Raw genomic sequence first — 17,035 nt, forward strand, 5'->3', positions numbered from 1 at the left:
GGATAATTTTCCTGGGAGTCCCAGGTTAAGCGGTGCGAATCTTTTTTCGGGTTCACGCACTGATGTGTCTGAAAACACCAGAGGTGAGAGGGTTCGGGAGTGCGGTTGCGCAGTTGACGGATCACACGCCAATCAACCGGAAAGCGTGAAAAAGCCCCTAAAACAAGGCTCCATTCAGATAGCGACGGCACCACCGCGCCGCCGCTGCCCACTCAAAGGTGAGTCTTTTCAGGAGGCGCTTTCCGGCGACGCCGGCCACGCCGTCACGCCACCCGCATCGATCTCGAAGCGCAGCGTGCGCAGACCGTCGTGCGAGTCCGCCCAATCGTCGGTGGGAATGTCGAACAGTTCACCTTCCAGTTCGATCGTCACATAACGGTCACCGTGGCGCAGCGACGTCCCGGCAATGCGGCCTTCCCAGCGGCCCTCGGGCGCGGCGCGCAGCGCACGCGGCGCAACCCGCCACATCACGCGTGAACCTGCCGTCAACGCCGCGCCGTCGCCCGCGTCGGCGCAAGGCAGGCGCAGGCCGCTAGCCGTTTCGATTTCGCCCGCGCCGCGCAAGACGCCTTCGCCGATGTTATGCAGACCGAGCAGTTCGGCCACGCGCGGCGAGGCGGGCCGCGCGAACACCGCATCGACAGGACCAGCCTGCAACGTGCGGCCCTGTTCGATCACGAGTACCTCGTCGGCGAGCAGGGCGGCTTCATCGGGGTCGTGCGTGACGATCACCGTCACCGCGGCGATCTCGCGCTGCAGCGCGCGCAACGACTGCTGCAGACGTCGGCGGCGCGGCGTATCGAGCGCCGCGAACGGCTCGTCGAACAGCAGCAGCTGGCTATGCCGCGTGAGCGCGCGCGCAAGCGCGACGCGCTGGCGCTGGCCGAACGAAAGCTGGCGGGGCAGGCGCTGCGTGAGCGTGTCGAGGCCCAGATGCGCGAGCCAGTAGCGCGCGCTGGCGGCATCGGCATCGACGGGAAACGCCAGTTGTTGCGCCACCGTCATGTGCGGGAACAGGCCGTAGTCCTGCGGCATATAGCCGATCTGGCGGCGCTCGGGTGGCAGCACGCCCAGATCGGTCGCGCCGAGCATCACGCTGCCCGCGCTGGCGTCGATATCGTTCGCCTCCAGCCCCGCGATGATGCGCAGCGCGAGCGACTTGCCCGAGCCCGACGGCCCGATGATCGCCAGCCGCCGCGTGCGCGGCTGCCAGGCGACGTCGAGCGTGAACGCGCCCAGATGCCGCTTTGCCGCGAACGCGAGCCGCAGGTCGGCGGCATCGCTGGCGGTGGCGGCGGGCGTGATGGCGGTGAGTTCGTCGCCGTTATCGACGCTCACCGCCAGCGTCGCACGCGCGCCGCGCGTGTACACCGACAGCACCGCGCAGACGATCGCGATGGCGAGCGTCGGCAGCAGCAGCGGCATCATCGCGGGCAGCCCCTGGCCGCCGAACACCACGTAGGTGTACACCGGCAGTGAGTACGGGTGATACGCGACCATCACCGTTGCGCCAAATTCGCCGAACGCGCGCAGCCACGCAAGCGCAAGACCCGCGCGAATGGCGGGCCAGGCGATCGGCAGGGTGACGCGAAAGAAGCGGCTGGCGGCGTGATGGCCGAGCGTGGCGGCAACATCGTCGTAGACGGGATCGACGGCGATGAATGCCGAGCGCGCCGCGACGATCAGAAACGGCGCGGCCACGAAGGTTTCGGCGAGCACGATGCCGGTGAAGGAATCGGTAAGCGCGCCGTTGAACAGCAGACCGAGCGGGCTATACGGCCCGAGCAGGAACAGCAGCAAAATGCCGCTCGTGAGCGGCGGTAACGCGAGCGGCAACTGCACCACAAAGCCCAGCAGCGCAACGCCGCGTGCGCGCGAACGCGCGAGCCAGTAGCCGAGCGGCACGCCGCCAATCAGGATCAGCAGCGCCGCGACGCTCGCGCTGCCCGCCGACACACCGACCGCCGACCAGGTGGCGTGCCAGTCGACGTTGGCCCAGTCGGCCTGGCCGATCTGCGGAATGCTGGCGAGAAAGGGCGCGCACAGATAGACCGCGAGCAGCGCGCCCAGCCACCAGAGCGGCCTTGCGGCGCGCTGCACGGGTTGCGTCATGACTGCATCAGGCTCATTGCTGCGCAGCGTCGATCACGGCCTGCACCGAGGGCGGGATCGCCTGGCCATTGCCGTTGACCGTGGGTTTCGTCACATCGACGCCATGTTCGGCGAGCAGCTTGCGGCCTTCCGCCGACAGCAGGAAGTTGACGAAGCGCGCGGCGCCGGCGTTGTTCTGTGCGTCGTTGAGGATCGTCAGCGTGTAGTTCGCCTTGATCTTCAGTTCGGGCGCCGGGTGGATCGACGGAATCTTCAGGTCCGAAGTTTCGGTCGAGTAGAAGAAGCCCGCGTCGAGCTGACCCGATTGCAGACGGCCGACCAGCGTTTCTTCCGGCAGCACCTGTTCCGGATTGTCCGGCGTGCCCAGCGTCTTTTCGACCAGATCCGGCTGGTTATAGGCCTGCGCCGCCCTGGTCATGAGTTCGACCGTGAAGGCGCCCTTCGGATCGAGCTTCGGATCCGTGCGACCGATGCGGATGCCCTGTTCCTGCAGCACCTGATCCCACTTCTTCGTCTTGAAGTCGTTGGCGAAACGGCTCTTCGCGTTATAGCCGATCAAGAGCGGCGATTCGGCGAAATTCACGTACCACGAAACGTGATTGCCGTTGGCTTCGCCCATCAGGCTGGAATTGACCTTGGGGCTCGCACTGATGAACACGTCGCCGCGGCGCAGCTTGCCCTTGACCTCATTGGCAATCTTGTTCGAACCGGCGGCGTAGCCCTTGAAATGCAGGCCCGTTTCCTTTTCGAACGCGGGGCCGACGCTCTTTTCCATCAGGTTCACGAGCGAGCCTGCGTAGAGCACGTTCACATCGTTGTCATCTGCGGCGAATGCGCTCGAACTTGCGGCCAGCACGCCCGACATCACCACGACCGATGCGATCAACTTGCGGATCATCTGTTCTACCCCGTACCGTTATAAAGGTGCCTATATTACGACGTCCTGACGCGACAATGTGCTTATCCGAATGGCCAATCTTCGCGATAACAACTGGGCGTGAATGAGCCGCGCGGCTAAACTGGTTTTCTAAACTTTCCAGGAGACCTTTCCATGCGTACCAGCGCCCGCAATCATTTCACCGGTCAGATCGCTTCCGTCAAGGCCGGCGCCGTCAACGACGAAGTCACGCTGCGCGCCGACGGCGGCCTTGAAATCGTCGCCATCATCACGCACGGCAGTGCCGCCTCGCTGGGCCTTGCGGCAGGCAAGCCCGCCTTCGCGCTGGTGAAGGCATCGTCGGTGATCCTGATGGTCGACGGCGACGCGAGCAAGGTGTCCACGCGCAACGTCATCGCGGGCAGCGTCACGTCGGTGACCAAGGGCGCGGTGAACGCCGAAGTCGTCATCGCAGCGCCGGGCGGCGCGCAGATCGCGGCCATCGTCACGAATGAGAGCGTGGACAAGCTCGGTCTCGCGGCGGGCAAGGCGGCATCGGCGCTGTTCAAGGCGTCGAGCGTGATTATCGGCGTGGACGCTTGAGGCGGTTGACTGCCTCGATATGACCGGCTCGCCATCCGGCTTCGAACAACTTGCGGCGCAGTGCCGCGACCGCCTGGCCGGCGTGCCTGGTGATGAGTGCTCGCCCGATGCGTGGCTGTTCGCGCGCCTCGTGGCGGCGCGCGAAGTGCGCGGCGAACGCTTGTTGCTGGGATTGTCGGCGCCCGAGCTGGCGGCGCTGGCTGCACGGCATTTCGTGGCGGGCGAGCTGGTGGCGACGTCGCACGAAGCGCCCGCGTTGATCGACGCAACGCACGCGGCCTTTACGCTCGCGATGCGCGATTTCCTGCTCGGCCTGGCCGCTCCCGAAGTCGATGCGGACGATGCGCGCTGTCTCGCCACGATCCTCGCGCAGGCGTGTCTGCGGCCCGATCATCTGTGGCGCGATCTGGGCCTGTCCGGCCGTGACGACGTCACGCAGATGCTCACGCGTTTTTTCCCCGAAGTGGTCGCGCGCAACACCGACAATCTGCGCTGGAAAAAACTGCTCGCGCGCGAACTTGCGCTTTCTCAAGGCGGCGTGCCGGGACCGGCGCCGGGCTGCCCTGGCTGCGAGGATTTCGGTTTTTGCTTCCCAGGCCACGAGGCCGCGATTCAGCGCCATTAGCAACGCCTTTAGCGCCCCGTCAAGCATGGGAGGCGCGAAATCCATCGTGTATGCTTGCGCCCATGACCGCATCCGCCAAAGACCGCGCGCCAGCGCCCGCCAAAGCGCGCAAAACTCCTGCTTCCAGGTCCGTTTCGAACCTGCCGACGACCGCGCCCGAATCCGCAGCGGCAGAAACCGCCAGCCCGTTGGCTCGCCGCGAACCCGACGTGCGTTTTCGCATGCGCGTCATCCAGGACGATACGGTCGCGCTCGGCCCGGGCAAGGTTTCGCTGCTGGAAGCGGTGCGCGATCACGGTTCGATTTCTGCGGCGGCGCGCAGCATCGGCATGTCGTATCGGCGTGCGTGGCTGTTGATGGACGAACTCAATCGCGCGCTCGAATCGCCAGCCACGGTGTCCGAGCATGGCGGCCAGAGCGGCGGTGGCAGCACGCTCACGCCGGTCGGCGAGGAAATCATCCGCCTTTATCGCGGTATCGAGGCGCGCGCGGCCGCAGCCTGCGCGCCCGAAATCGCCGCGCTCACGAAACTCGTGAAGGGCTGAGCCTTCTTCGTTTTAGCCGCGAGCCGCTAGCCGTGGCGCAGGCAAAAACGCGACACCGGCACGGCGGTCAGCGCCGGGGCTGAACCCGCGTGAAGCCGCACCATCAACTCGACAAAGCTTGCGAGGCTGGCGGTACGCAGCGGGTGATAGCTCACCTGATGCCGCTCGCAGACGCGCTTGAGCATGTTCATCGAATCGTGGTCGATGCAATCGACCGGGAACACGGCCATGTCGGCGCCTGCGAGCGACGCCGCCAGCAGGCCCTTGCGGTCCTCGATGCCGCCGTCGTGCAGCGTCAGCTCGCCGCCCGCCGCCGACACCCAGCGCCGCAACGCGTGATTCGATCCGGGCCGTCCGCCCACATAAACGATGCGTTGGCCCTTGAGGGCATCGCGCGGCAAAGTGCGTGCGCTGCTGCCTTCACCTTCGCTGTCGTTTTCGGCATGGATGGCGCTTTCCATCGCGTAGGCTTCCGCGCGCAAGGCGTCGATCAGCGCGCGCGCCTCGTCCAGTTGCGTGCGCACGGTGCGCAGCGCGTGTTCGTCAGCGCTGGCGCGCTGCTCGGCAGCTTCACGGCGGGTGGTTTCGAGCGCCAGGCGCGCGTCGCGCGCCGCCAGCGCCTCGCGCAGGGTCGCGAGCTGTGCGTGTAGCGCTGATTCGTCCTGAGCCTTGTACGTAGCTTCGCGTTGCGCCGCAGCGCGTATGGTGTGCTCGTCGAGCATCACGCGGGCTTCGTCGCGCTCGCGGCTCATCTCGTGCAGGCGCGCCTGCTGACGCTCGATCTTGCCATGGAGGGCCGCGTTCTCTTCTTCCAGCACGACAAGGCGGCGCAGATCCGCGCGGTTCGCCGCGCCCACCAGATGCGAGAGCATGTGCAGGTCGCCGAACGCGGCCTGGCGCACTTCCATCGTCGTTTCCGGGTGAGACATCAGCGCCCAGTAGGCGGGCGGAATGTCGCCGCTTGCGCGCGCCTCGTTCCAGAGCACTAGCACGGCCTCGGCATCGCGTGCGCTGGAGAAGCGCCGCAACGCGCCGGCATAGCGGGTGTCGAGCGCCTTTTGCAGCGCCTTGCCGCCCGCGCCGCCCTGGATCGCCAGTTCGACGGCGCTGTGATGGATGTCGAGGTCGCTCGCGCGCTGCCCGTCGAGCGGCGCGTATTTCGGCACGAGCTTGCGCAATTCATGCGTGGACAGACAGGTGCCGATGATCGAGCAGTGCAGATGCGCGTCAAGTTCGGCCAGACGCGTGCGTCGTCGCGAGCGGTCGATTTCGGCCTGCGAGGGGCCGCAGCAGTCGGCGGCGGGGGCGAAGGCGCGCAGATGCGGCGCCTCGTCCGGCGTCGCAGCGCCCGCGGCGCGAGCGAGGCGGAACGGCGGTGCGTGCATGGTGACCTCTGTCCACTCTGTGCAATTGGGAACGCGGGCCGGCGATGTGAGCAGGCCGCATACCGATAGCGCAATATATCACGGAATATAGCGATATCCGGCTGGCGGCAGAGGGCCGCCGGATCAGGCTTGAGGCGTCTCGCGCGCGGATTGCGGGCGTTGCTCGTGCTGCGCCAGAACGTGCTCGACGCACAGGCCGACGAAGGCCGTATCGAGCCGTTCGAGTTCGGCGGCGGTCCTGCGCATGGCCTCGGTATCGAGGCAGAAGGCGTCGGAAAAGAGTGTCTCGCGAGTTTTGTCGAGGCGGCGCGCATCGCGGATCGCGCGCTTGAGTTCGCGGTGCCGCGCGAAGGTGGCGGGATCGATGTGGCGGGCGAGCGCGGTCAGCAGCGGCTGGAGCGCGGTGTCCGTTGCCGTGCTTGTTGCCGTGTTCGCTCCATCGCGCGTGGGTTGTTCGCCTGCGCGCGCCGCGAACATGCGGTTGAAGCGCGCGACGCTCTCGCGCAGCCGCCGGAACGCATCGACGACGTCACGAATACGCTCGGCGCGGTCGTGGCCGCTGGCGGGCCGCAGCGTCGTGATCGTCGACGATAGACCGCCGCACGGGGCGTCCGCGCGCGCCGGAGTCACCGAAATCGCCATGACGGCGGCATTCATCATCAAGGGCCGACTGCTCACTTCCCCACCTTTCGCGGACCTGCGCATGCAAAGGGCGCACGGAACGCACGCCCGACGCGATATATTCTAATGGATATATCGAAACGCAGATCGTCGCCTGTGAATGCCCGGTATTTCCGGGTGGTATTCATGCCCGCGATTCATGTTTGGTAATTCAGACGCAGCAGGCCCCTGCGGTGCCGCCGCGGCCGTTGTTTTAAAATTGTCGGCTTTCCGATCTGCGCCACGCTTATCCGCGCCGCGCGTTCCGGCTTCATTCGCCATTCAATGACTACACCCTCATCCGACTCTGCCGACTCCGGCCCCGCGTCCGGCAGTCTTGCGCGTCATCCCGGTTTCCAGCGGTTCTGGGGCGCACGCGTGCTCGCCTCGCTGTCGTTCCAGATGCTTGCCGTCGCCATGGGCTGGCACATCTATGCGCTGACGAAGAGCGCGTTTGCGCTGGGTCTCGTCGGCCTCGCGCAATTCCTGCCGATGTTCCTGCTCACGCTGGTGGTGGGCCACGTTGCCGACCGCTATGACCGGCGACGCATCGCTGCCGTCTGTCAGAGCATCGAATGCGCTGCTGCATTGACCTTCGCCTGCGGCACCTTCGGCGGCTGGCTGAGCGCGCCGATCATCTACGCGCTGGCGGCCTGCGTGGGCGCGGCGCGCGCCTTCGAGTCGCCGGCCATTTCGTCGCTGCTGCCGGGCGTGGTGCCGCGCGCGAAGCTGCCGAACGCCACCGCCTGGTCCACCTCGGCGACCCAGACCGCGCAGATCCTCGGACCGGCGCTCGGCGGCCTGTTGTATGGCGTCGGTGCGGGCGCGGCCTATCTGGCCTGCACGATCTCATTCGCGCTTGCGGCCGTGCTGTCGTCCAATATCCGGCTGCACACGCAACCCGCGTCGCGCGCGCCTGTCACGCTCGAGTCGGTGTTCTCGGGCATCGCGTTCATTCGCTCGCAGCCGGTGATCCTGGGCGCACTCTCGCTGGATCTGTTCGCCGTCCTGTTTGGCGGCGCGACCGCGCTCCTGCCGATTTTCGCGCGCGACATTCTTCATGCAGGGCCGCTCGAACTTGGCCTGCTGCGTTCGGCGTCGGCCGTGGGGGCGCTAACGGGAACGATCTGGCTGGCGCATTTCCCACTGCGGCGGCGGCCGGGGCTGGCGATGTTCGGCGGCGTGATCGTGTTTGGTTTCGCGACCATCGCGTTCGGGCTGTCGCACAACATCGTGCTTTCGCTGCTGGCACTGGCGGTGCTCGGCGCATCGGACGTGGTGAGTGTGGTCGTGCGCAGCTCGCTCGTGCAATTGCGCACGCCCAACGAAACACTGGGCCGTGTGAGCGCGGTCAATTCGCTCTTTATCGGCACGTCCAATCAGCTCGGTGAATTCGAATCCGGGCTGACCGCCGGATGGTGGGGCGCGCAGCCCGCCGTGCTGGTGGGCGGCGTGGCGACGATCTGCGTGGCGCTCGTCTGGATGCGGCTCTTTCCCGCGCTGCGTGACACGCGCTCGCTCGAACGCGAACCCGAGCGCGCCACGGCGGGCGCAAGCTGAGCGCGAGCCCTGGCCGACCCTGGCCATTCGACCTAAGCCATTCGACGAGAATAAAGCGCCCCATTTGCCGCTATGCTTTTGCAGATGGAACAGGAAACTGAAAGGTAACGATGCAAGCAACGACTCCCTCCCGAGCCACCCGAAGGAGCCACCCATGCGCGTAGGACGCCCGGTCAAGGCGCTGCCGCAGCCGCTTTGCGACTATTGCGGCGCGAAAGCGCAACTCGCCCGCTTTGGCGACGAAGCCTATCCGTACCGCGACGACCACGGCACGCTGTGGGTCTGCACACCCTGCGAGGCTTGGATCGGCGTGCCTGCGCGCAGCACGCGCAATGTGCCGCTCGGGCGGCTGGCCAACGCGGCGCTGCGCGAAGCCAAGAGCCGCCTGCACGATGCGCTCGAACCGCTGGTCGCCGCCAAGGTGCGTCGCGACAAGGTCAACGTATTCGAAGCGCGCGGCCGGGCGCTGCGCTGGATCGCCGAAGAACTGGGTTTCGACCTGCCGAACCCGTCGATCCACCACTTGACCCTCGAACAGTGCGAAGCGGCCATCCGTCACGTTGAAGCTTTCATGGCCGCGCGCCGCGCCACCGACGACGCCCGCTGAAAGCGCACGAACGCCCGCAAATACCCGCAAACCCACGCCCGGCAACCCTCGCCGGGCATAGTCCTTACCGGCTGTCACTAATCGTTACATCGGCGTAGCAATTCGGCGCTCAACCTTGAGCGGGAGGTGCCGTTATTGCACCTGAACCGATTTCCTTTGTGTGACATGGCCAAAACGATCCCTTTCCCGCAGCACGTCCAAGCCGCCCGCGTCCGCCGGCACCGGGCTAAGGGCGATTTGCTGCCGATGCCGCGCGCAAGCTCGGACGAACTCGCCCTGCAAGTCCATCTGGCACTGGCCGCGCTGCGCGCGGGCGGTTCCCAGCATGATGCGCAGGCCATCCTGCACGCCCACTGGCTGGCCCAGGCGTGCGCGGACGCCGGTTACGGCACGCTCACACCCGAGCAGATTGCCCCCGCCGACGAAGCCATCCTTGCGTGCTTCTCGCGTGGCGGCGCACAGGGCGAATGGACAATCGACGATGCGCAGTTCGACGCGATCAAGGTCGTGATCGCGGTCTACGACCAGCAACTGCAAAGCGCGCCGATGTGGGTGCTGACCGAAGCGAGCGAGCGGCTCGAACGCGTACGTGCGGGCGACACGCGCCAGCAGGCTCGCAAACGCGCCTGAGCGACGGACCATAGTTCGATTGAATGGCTTCCGGGCGCGCGATTTGCGCAATAAAGCGGATGCCTTTGGCTAATCCGACCCCGAGTCTGGCAATAACGGGCGATAGCGTCCGGCATGTGTGCAGCAGCACCTGGCCGAAGCCGCCGCGAACTCGCCCTGAATCCGCCCGATGCGCCGTCCGACGGCGTTGTGGCGACATTGGCACGGGATTTGACGAACGGCGCGAATCGTGTTGACTTCGGACAGGGTGCGTGACTAAAATTCGCCCGTCTTAACAAAAGGGGCTGACGCCTTGGACAGTAGCAGTTGTCGATCTTCGAATAGTTTCGCTGCCTGACCGGCAGGACGTCCGCGCTCCCTTTCTTTCAGCCGCCGTCTTGCCAGCCAGGCAGATGGTGCGCGTCCAGCAGTAAATCTCGTGCACTCTAAATAGCGTCGATCCCGCGCCGCCGCCTTTCGCGCAGCGCAGGACCGATATCGCGCCGTGAGCATTTTCGCTCGCGGCACGGTCCGTTCATGGCTTCGTTCGTCGCGTGTTTTCGCCTTGCAGGCATGGCCTGGCATCGCGGGACACGGCGCTAACCGACCGAAGCCGATGCGCGGACCGCCACTTGCGTCGTGTTTCAGGCCAGGCCGTTCGGTCCGCCTCGCACGCCGCCGTGACGATAAGGAGTTCCGATGTCCGACAGTGACAGTTATCCGTTATGCCGCTTCCTTTCGATATTCCCTGAGGAAAGCCGGCAGACGTAAGCCGTCGTTGCGCGCCAATCGACTTGCGCGCGCAGCCGGGTCTGCTGACTTTCCTCGCCCAAGGCGTCCACCGATTGTGTGACGCGAGGAGATTCAGCATGAACTTCGGCCTTCTTCTGCCGCACCTGCCGCAAACGCAGCACACCCTGCATCCCGATGTGATCGGCGCCCGCCAGCGCGCGCCGGCCACGCCGTCTTGCCGTTCCTCGAAATTCGCCGCGCGCTGGCGTGATTTGCGCGCCCGGGTGTTCCATGGCGCGCGGGGCTGACGGGATTTTCAAGAGTCAGACGCGAGAACGGTCCCACGCCAGCGCCATCGCCCACGCAGTTAGTGAGGCCGGGCAGGCCAGGCGCGAGGGCCGCGCATCACCCAGAAAGCTGGTGCATCAAAACATGAATCAGAACAACCGCTCACTGCGAACGATCCGCCGCGCACCCTGCGCAGGCGGCGTCGCGCGCGCTTTTGCCCTCGGAGGCCGCTAATGGAGTTCAGATTCAACCTGAACCGGACGGCCAACGCTTCGGCGTGGCGCGTGCTGCCCAATCGCTGGGACTTCGTCGCGTTCCCGCTCATCATTTGCCTGATCGCGATGGCGGCCGTCGGTTTCCACGAAACCATGGCGCCGATCTCGACGCTCAAGACCCAGGCGATCTCGCTCGATCCCGCAAACCTGCCCGAGTACGCCCTGCGCACGACGCTGCGCATGCTGGCGGCGATGGTGGCCTCGCTGATCTTCACGCTGGCTTACGGCACGCTCGCCGCCAAGAGCCGCCGCGCCGCCCAGGTGCTGGTGCCGATCCTCGACATTCTTCAGTCGGTGCCGGTGCTGGGCTACATCTCGTTCACAGTCACGTTCTTCCTCGCGCTGTTCCCGTCGCGTGTGCTCGGCGCTGAACTCGCGGCGATCTTCGCGATCTTCACGAGCCAGGCCTGGAACATGACGTTCAGCTTCTACCAGTCGCTGCGCACCGTACCGCGTGATCTGGACGAAGTGTCAAAGGGCTTTCACCTGACCGGCTGGCAGCGTTTCTGGAAGCTCGAAGTGCCGTTTTCGATGCCGGGCCTCATCTGGAACATGATGATGTCGATGTCGGGCGGCTGGTTCTTCGTGGTGGCCTCCGAAGCGATCACGGTGGGCAATAACACGATCACGCTGCCGGGCATCGGCGCGTATCTGGCCCAGGCCATCACCGAAAAGAACCTGCACGCCGTGGGTTGGGTGATTCTGGCGATGACGGTTGTGATTCTCGCTTACGACCAGTTGCTGTTCCGCCCACTGGTCGCATGGGCCGACAAGTTCCGCATGGAAAACACCAGCTCGGGCGACGCGCCCGAATCCTGGCTGCTCGACCTGATCCGCCGCACGCGCCTGATTCACCGCCTGCTGGTGCCGATGGGCTTCATGCTCGCCACGCTCGCGCGCATTCCGATCCGCGTGCAACTGCCGAAGGCAATGCCCGCGATCAGCACGACGCGCAGCAAACGCTCGCGCGTGGGCGACATTGTCTGGGCGGTCTGCGTGATCGCGCTGACGGTGTTCGTGGTGTGGCGCGTCTTCTCGTACGTGCGCACGGGCGTGACGCTCGATGAAGTCGGCCATGTATTTGTGCTCGGCCTGATTACGCTGTTGCGCGTGGTGCTGCTGATTGCGATCGCTTCGGTGATCTGGGTGCCGCTGGGCGTGCTGATCGGCCTGCGTCCCGCGCTCGCCGAAAAATTCCAGCCGCTCGCGCAGTTCCTCGCTGCCTTCCCGGCCAACCTGCTGTTCCCGGTGTTCGTGATCGTCATCGTGCGCTTCCACCTGAACCCGGACATCTGGCTCTCGCCGCTGATCGTGCTGGGCACGCAGTGGTACATCCTGTTCAACGTGATTGCGGGCGCGAGCGCCTACCCGAACGACTACAAGGAAGCCTCGAAGAACTTCCATATTCGTGGCTGGCAGTGGTGGCGTCAGGCGATGCTGCCGGGCATTTTCCCGTACTACGTCACGGGCGCGATCACGGCCTCGGGCGGCGCGTGGAACGCGAGCATCGTCTCCGAATTCGTGCAGTGGGGCGATACGAAACTGCAGGCCCACGGTCTGGGCGCGTACATCGCGCAGATGACCGCCGCTGGCGACTTTCCGAAGATCATTGTCGGCATCGCGATGATGTCGTTGTTCGTCACGCTCTTTAACCGCGTGCTCTGGCGTCCGCTGTACACCTATGCCGAATCCCGGCTGCGGCTCGATTGAGATGGAGTAAATCATCATGCTGAATCCGAAAATCGTCTCATCCGACCTGCTGCCGACGCGTCCCACGCTCGGTGAAGAAGTGCTCTCGGTCAAGCACATGTCGCGCGGTTTCGCGAAGAAAGACGACGAGCGCCTTGTGCTCGACGACGTCAACCTGTCCCTGCGCGAAGGCGAAATCGTCGGGCTGCTGGGCCGCTCGGGCTCGGGCAAGTCCACGCTGCTGCGCATCATCTCGGGTTTGATCGAGGCAAGCTCCGGCGAAGTGAACTGGCTAGGCAAGCCGCTGGAAGGCCCGGCCAAAGGCGTGTCGATGGTGTTCCAGACCTTCGCGCTGTTCCCCTGGCTGACCGTGCTGCAGAACGTGGAAGCGGGCCTCGAAGCGCAGGGCGTGGGTGCGCGCGAGCGTCGCGAGCGGGCGCTGGCGGCGATCGACCTGATTGGTCTGGACGGTTTTGAAAACGCCTACCCGCGCGAACTTTCGGGCGGCATGCGCCAGCGCGTGGGCTTTGCGCGCGCGCTGGTGGTCGATCCGATGCTCATGCTGATGGACGAACCGTTCTCGGCGCTCGACGTGCTGACGGCCGAAACGCTGCGTACCGACCTGCTCGATCTGTGGACGCAAGGCCGCATGCCGATCAAGTCGATGCTGATCGTCACGCACAACATCGAGGAAGCGGTGTTCATGTGCGACCGCATCCTCGTGCTGTCGTCCAATCCAGGCCGCGTGGTCGCCGAAATCAAGGTGCCGTTCAAGCATCCGCGCAACCGTCTGGACCCGGCGTTCCGCAAGCTGGTGGACGAGATCTACGCGAAGATGACCGCGCGCGACGCGGCGGAAACGTCGTCGCGCCGTCTGGAAGTGGGCAGCCGTTTGCCGGACGTGTCGACCAACCTGATGGCGGGTCTGATCGAAACGCTGGCGGCCGCGCCCTATCATGGCCGCGCCGACATGCCGGACATCGCGCGCTCGCTGCATCTGGAAGTGGACGATCTGTTCCCGATCGCGGAAATGCTGCAGCAACTCGGTTTCGCCGATGTGCGCGACGGCGACCTGCTGCTCACGCCGCCCGCGCGCGTGTTCGCGGAAATGGGCACGCAGGCGCGCAAGCTGATGTTTGCCGATCACCTGCTGCGCAACGTGCCGCTCGCGGCGCGGATCAAGAAGGTGCTCAACGAGCGTCCGGGCCACCGTGCGCCGCGCGTGCGTTTCGAGCAGGAGCTAGAAGATTTTCTCTCCGACGTGGCGGCCGAACAGACGCTCGATACGGTGATCGACTGGGGCCGTTATGGCGAGATCTTCTCGTATAACGATCAGTCGGAAATCTTCAGTCTTGAGGACGTTGAGGCTTGATGCGCTGAGCCGCGCAGTCAGGCGCGATGCAATAGAAAACCGGAGCCAGGCGCTCCGGTTTTTTTTCGTGCGTTGCGTAGCTAAAGGTGAGCTTGTTCAGGAGGTGGGGCGGCCGCGCGATCGTTGTATCGTCAAGCATCGCGCGAAGCCCTTATTTCAAGGCATTCAACGTTGTGCGTGCGCGTGGGAATGCGCGCATGACAGCGCTAAAGGTGAGGCTTTTCGGGAGGGTGCCAGGGGTGAGGTCGGTGCGAGAAAGGCACGCACCGACCCTCACAACTTCAATTGGGTTTGCTGCGCGGTGTGGTCTGGCCGTTGCGCGTTTTGGTGCTGCTGGCTGAAGTGGACGCAGGGCGACCGCGCGAGTCGTCGCTATCGTCGCCATCGTCGAGCGTGCGGTCTTCCACATCGTGCTCGTTCGACATATTGACGAGGAAGTTGCGCTGCGGATTGGCAAGCTCGATGCCGCGTTCGGTGAACGTGGTCAGCACGCGGCGGTTGAACTCGCGCTGCACGCCCCAGCGCGACGAGTCCTTGCACTGGATCTGGCCGACCAGCGTGACGCTCGCGCCGTCCACCGAATCCACGCCCCAGTAGGCAAAGTCGCTGAGGATGCCGTTCTTGAACGCGTCGTCCGCGCGGATTGCCGCGCCAATCTCCTTGAGTGTGGCGATGGCGCGTTCGAGATCCGCGCCGTTGGCGATCATCACCTTCACCGCCGCGTTGCCGATGCCGCGGTTGGTGTTGTTCACCGTCGTCACCGAACTGAATGGCACCGTGTAGAGCGAGCCGTCGCCGCCGCGCAGACGCACGGTGCGAATCGACAGAAACTCCACCGTGCCCGACACGCCCGCGACCGTCACCCAGTCGCCCACCTGCATGGCGTTTTCGGTGAGCAGAAAGATGCCGGTGATGAAGTCCTGCACGAGTTTTTGCGAGCCAAAACCCAGCGCTACGCCGAAGATACTCGCGCCCGCGATCAGAGGCGCGGTGTTGATGCCAAGTTGCGAAAGCGCCGTGAGACCTACGATCACGAAGATCGCCACGAACAGCGTGGTGCGGAACATCGGCAGCAGCGTGCGCAGGCGTGCGGCGCGCACGTAGTCGCCCGCGTCGGTCCAGGCATTCAGGCGCCGTTCGGCGACGTCGTTGGCTGCCTCCCAGATCACGATCGCGACCACGATGGCGACGGCGATGGTCAGCAGCGCAGAGCCGAGCAGATGCCCAATTGGCGCATTGATGAGGAAACGCCCGGGATGCAGACCCCAGACGTGCATCAGCACGTCGATCAGAATGATCCACAGCGCGCCCATCACGACACGGCGCAGCGCGGGGTAATAGCGATAGGCGCGGCGTTGCGTAATGGAGAGGTTTTCGCCCTTGCCGTTCGGGTCGAACACGCGGCCGAGCGCGCCGAGCGCGACGATGGCGGTCATGCGCGCCACCAGCAGCACGCCGAGCGAAATGCCGCCCGCGCGGATCAGTTCCTTGTAGCCGCCGCGCAGATCGAGTGCCCAGACGAACCACAACGCCATCACGACGAACACCGCGACGATCGCCCAGATGTCGGCGAACCAGTGCACGAGCCAGGCGAACGAGCCGCGCGAGGCGGGTGAGTTGCGGATGCGGTCGGCGACGGCATGGCGGCATTGCAGGATCATGATCGCGAGCGCGACGTGCGCAACCAGAATCACGAGCTTGACGAGCGCGAGATGCGCATCCTCAGTCATGCCGAGCGGCACCGCACCCGCGAGCGCGCCGCCCACGCCGCCGATCACGACGATGCGCGCGAGCCAGCGCTGCGAGAACGCGGCCCACGGGGCTGTCATCGGCATGAGGCGCAGGTCGTCCGAATCGGGCGCGAACAGGAGCTTGCCCACCGCGAGGATGATGCGGCAGATCACCCAGGTATCGACCACATGGCCGACGGCTGCGGCGGGCGCGGCGTCTTCGGGGCCGAACAGCGACAGCACGCCTGCGGCGCACAGACCGAACGCGATTACCGGCACGAGGTCGAGCAGGGTGAGCACGAAGGCGAGCGGCAGGCGCTTGAGAAGGCCCCAGTGGTGCGCCCCACGGCTGCGGTGCAGTGCCTCGCGCGCGAGTGCGGCGGCGTTGCGCATGTAGGACGTGTCGCTGGCGGCGGGAACTTCGGAGACTTCTGCGGCGATGGCGTTGGCGTCGACGCCCGTGCTGTCTTCCGGGTTCTGGGTGCCCATGCCGGCTACGGTGCGCAGCGCGTCTTTTTCGGCATCCTTCTGGGCGTCTTTTTGCGCAGCCGCTTCGCGCACGGCGGCAGTGCCGCTGGCTTCCGGCGTTTGCGGCTGGGCGGGCTCACGCGCGGCCGCAGCGGGCGGCGTGGAACCCTGCGCGACGTCCTCGCGATGCGCATGCGCCACGATCGCGCGATGGGGCCGCATGATCACGCGGCGCAGCAGCCATTCCAGCGCGACCGCCGGCACGAGGGTGAGCAGCAGCACGCGCAGCAGGCCGGTCAGGATCGCGTGGCCTTCGGGCGTGCCCAGGCGCACGCTCCACCAGTCGCGCGCCGAGTGCACGTTGAAGAGCGCGCCGCGCGCGCGCAGCAGTTGCTTGCCGATAACGCGCGCGCCATGCGCAGCGCCATCGGCGATCTGCAGCACGAGGCCGTTCGAGCGCAGCGCGTTCGCCAGCGGATCGGAGGCTGCCGAGGCGCTGGACGCCGATGCGGCAACGGGGGCGCTCGCGCTGGTGGTTTCACTCGCGGCCGCACTGCCGGAAGCGGGCGTGGCGAGCGCGCCAGCGGCGGCAATCGCGCGCAGCGTGTCGGCGACACGCGCGCGCTGCACCGGATCGTTGAGAACCTGCAGCGCGGCGTGTGCCTGCGCGGGCGTCAGCACCACGGGCGCGGCCGGGTTGGCGGAACTCGCCGCTTTGCTGGCGGCGGCGGTGGCGGCGCGGCCAGGCACGGCGGCGAACATCAGCGCGCAGGCGAGCAGGGCGATCAGCGCATCGCTGCGCCGCGCGCGTAAATCGATCAGAAAGCGGGCAAACAGGCTGGCAACTGGGCGAAAGAAGATGGGCATCCTTGGCATGGGAAAAAAACGGAGTCGATCT

At 65.8% G+C, this 17,035-nt stretch carries 14 protein-coding genes; 9 read left to right on the plus strand and 5 right to left on the minus strand.

All coding sequences use genetic code 11. The annotated features are described in order from the left end of the window. Window positions 1-228 precede the first annotated feature (228 nt). Window positions 229-2,112, minus strand: a complete 1,884-nt coding sequence (locus VG320_RS29085) for an ATP-binding cassette domain-containing protein (protein ID WP_327203535.1) — start codon at window positions 2,110-2,112, stop codon at window positions 229-231. 13 nt (window positions 2,113-2,125) lie between these two features. Next, on the minus strand, window positions 2,126-3,010 hold the full coding sequence (locus VG320_RS29090; protein ID WP_327203536.1) for an extracellular solute-binding protein: 885 nt from the start codon (window positions 3,008-3,010) through the stop codon (window positions 2,126-2,128). Window positions 3,011-3,163: 153 nt separating this feature from the next. Between VG320_RS29090 and VG320_RS29095 the strand changes: the two genes are divergently transcribed. From VG320_RS29095 to VG320_RS29105, 3 genes are all read left to right on the plus strand, one after another. Further along, window positions 3,164-3,592 (plus strand): TOBE domain-containing protein, encoded by a 429-nt coding sequence (locus tag VG320_RS29095; protein WP_327203537.1) that lies wholly within the window; start codon window positions 3,164-3,166, stop codon window positions 3,590-3,592. A gap of 19 nt (window positions 3,593-3,611) precedes the next feature. Further along, complete coding sequence (locus tag VG320_RS29100) at window positions 3,612-4,217, plus strand: nitrogen fixation protein NifQ (RefSeq protein WP_327203538.1); 606 nt, start codon at window positions 3,612-3,614, stop codon at window positions 4,215-4,217. Window positions 4,218-4,438: 221 nt separating this feature from the next. Then, a complete protein-coding gene (locus VG320_RS29105) occupies window positions 4,439-4,762 on the plus strand; it encodes a winged helix-turn-helix domain-containing protein (RefSeq protein ID WP_327203539.1) in 324 nt (107 codons plus the stop codon). Window positions 4,763-4,788: 26 nt separating this feature from the next. On the opposite strand, the gene VG320_RS29110 is transcribed toward VG320_RS29105, so the two are convergent. Continuing rightward, a complete protein-coding gene (locus VG320_RS29110) occupies window positions 4,789-6,147 on the minus strand; it encodes a DUF2325 domain-containing protein (RefSeq protein WP_327203540.1) in 1,359 nt (452 codons plus the stop codon). Between the two features lie 123 nt (window positions 6,148-6,270). Continuing rightward, window positions 6,271-6,825 carry a hypothetical protein gene (locus VG320_RS29115; RefSeq protein ID WP_327203541.1) on the minus strand — a complete coding sequence of 185 codons (555 nt, stop codon included), beginning with the start codon at window positions 6,823-6,825 and terminating at the stop codon, window positions 6,271-6,273. A gap of 267 nt (window positions 6,826-7,092) precedes the next feature. On the opposite strand from VG320_RS29115, the gene VG320_RS29120 reads away from it, so the two are divergent. The 6 genes from VG320_RS29120 to VG320_RS29145 all read left to right on the plus strand — a co-directional run bounded on the left by VG320_RS29120 (window position 7,093) and on the right by VG320_RS29145 (window position 13,939). Next, complete coding sequence (locus tag VG320_RS29120; protein ID WP_327203542.1) at window positions 7,093-8,367, plus strand: MFS transporter; 1,275 nt, start codon at window positions 7,093-7,095, stop codon at window positions 8,365-8,367. Between the two features lie 154 nt (window positions 8,368-8,521). Then, complete coding sequence (locus VG320_RS29125; protein ID WP_327203543.1) at window positions 8,522-8,974, plus strand: zinc-finger-containing protein; 453 nt, start codon at window positions 8,522-8,524, stop codon at window positions 8,972-8,974. Between the two features lie 246 nt (window positions 8,975-9,220). Then, window positions 9,221-9,604: a hypothetical protein gene (locus VG320_RS29130; RefSeq protein WP_327203544.1), complete on the plus strand. Its 384-nt coding sequence runs from the start codon at window positions 9,221-9,223 to the stop codon at window positions 9,602-9,604. An 848-nt stretch (window positions 9,605-10,452) separates the two neighbouring features. Further along, window positions 10,453-10,623, plus strand: coding sequence for a hypothetical protein (locus VG320_RS29135; protein ID WP_327203545.1), 171 nt, complete (start codon window positions 10,453-10,455; stop codon window positions 10,621-10,623). Window positions 10,624-10,836: 213 nt separating this feature from the next. Beyond that, window positions 10,837-12,588, plus strand: coding sequence for an ABC transporter permease subunit (locus tag VG320_RS29140; RefSeq protein ID WP_327203546.1), 1,752 nt, complete (start codon window positions 10,837-10,839; stop codon window positions 12,586-12,588). Between the two features lie 16 nt (window positions 12,589-12,604). Next, on the plus strand, window positions 12,605-13,939 hold the full coding sequence (locus VG320_RS29145) for a nitrate/sulfonate/bicarbonate ABC transporter ATP-binding protein (protein WP_327203547.1): 1,335 nt from the start codon (window positions 12,605-12,607) through the stop codon (window positions 13,937-13,939). Between the two features lie 281 nt (window positions 13,940-14,220). On the opposite strand, the gene VG320_RS29150 is transcribed toward VG320_RS29145, so the two are convergent. Further along, on the minus strand, window positions 14,221-17,013 hold the full coding sequence (locus tag VG320_RS29150) for a mechanosensitive ion channel domain-containing protein (RefSeq protein ID WP_414696154.1): 2,793 nt from the start codon (window positions 17,011-17,013) through the stop codon (window positions 14,221-14,223). Window positions 17,014-17,035 lie beyond the last annotated feature (22 nt).

Source organism: Paraburkholderia sp. (assembly GCF_035948235.1).
GTDB lineage: Bacteria > Pseudomonadota > Gammaproteobacteria > Burkholderiales > Burkholderiaceae > Paraburkholderia.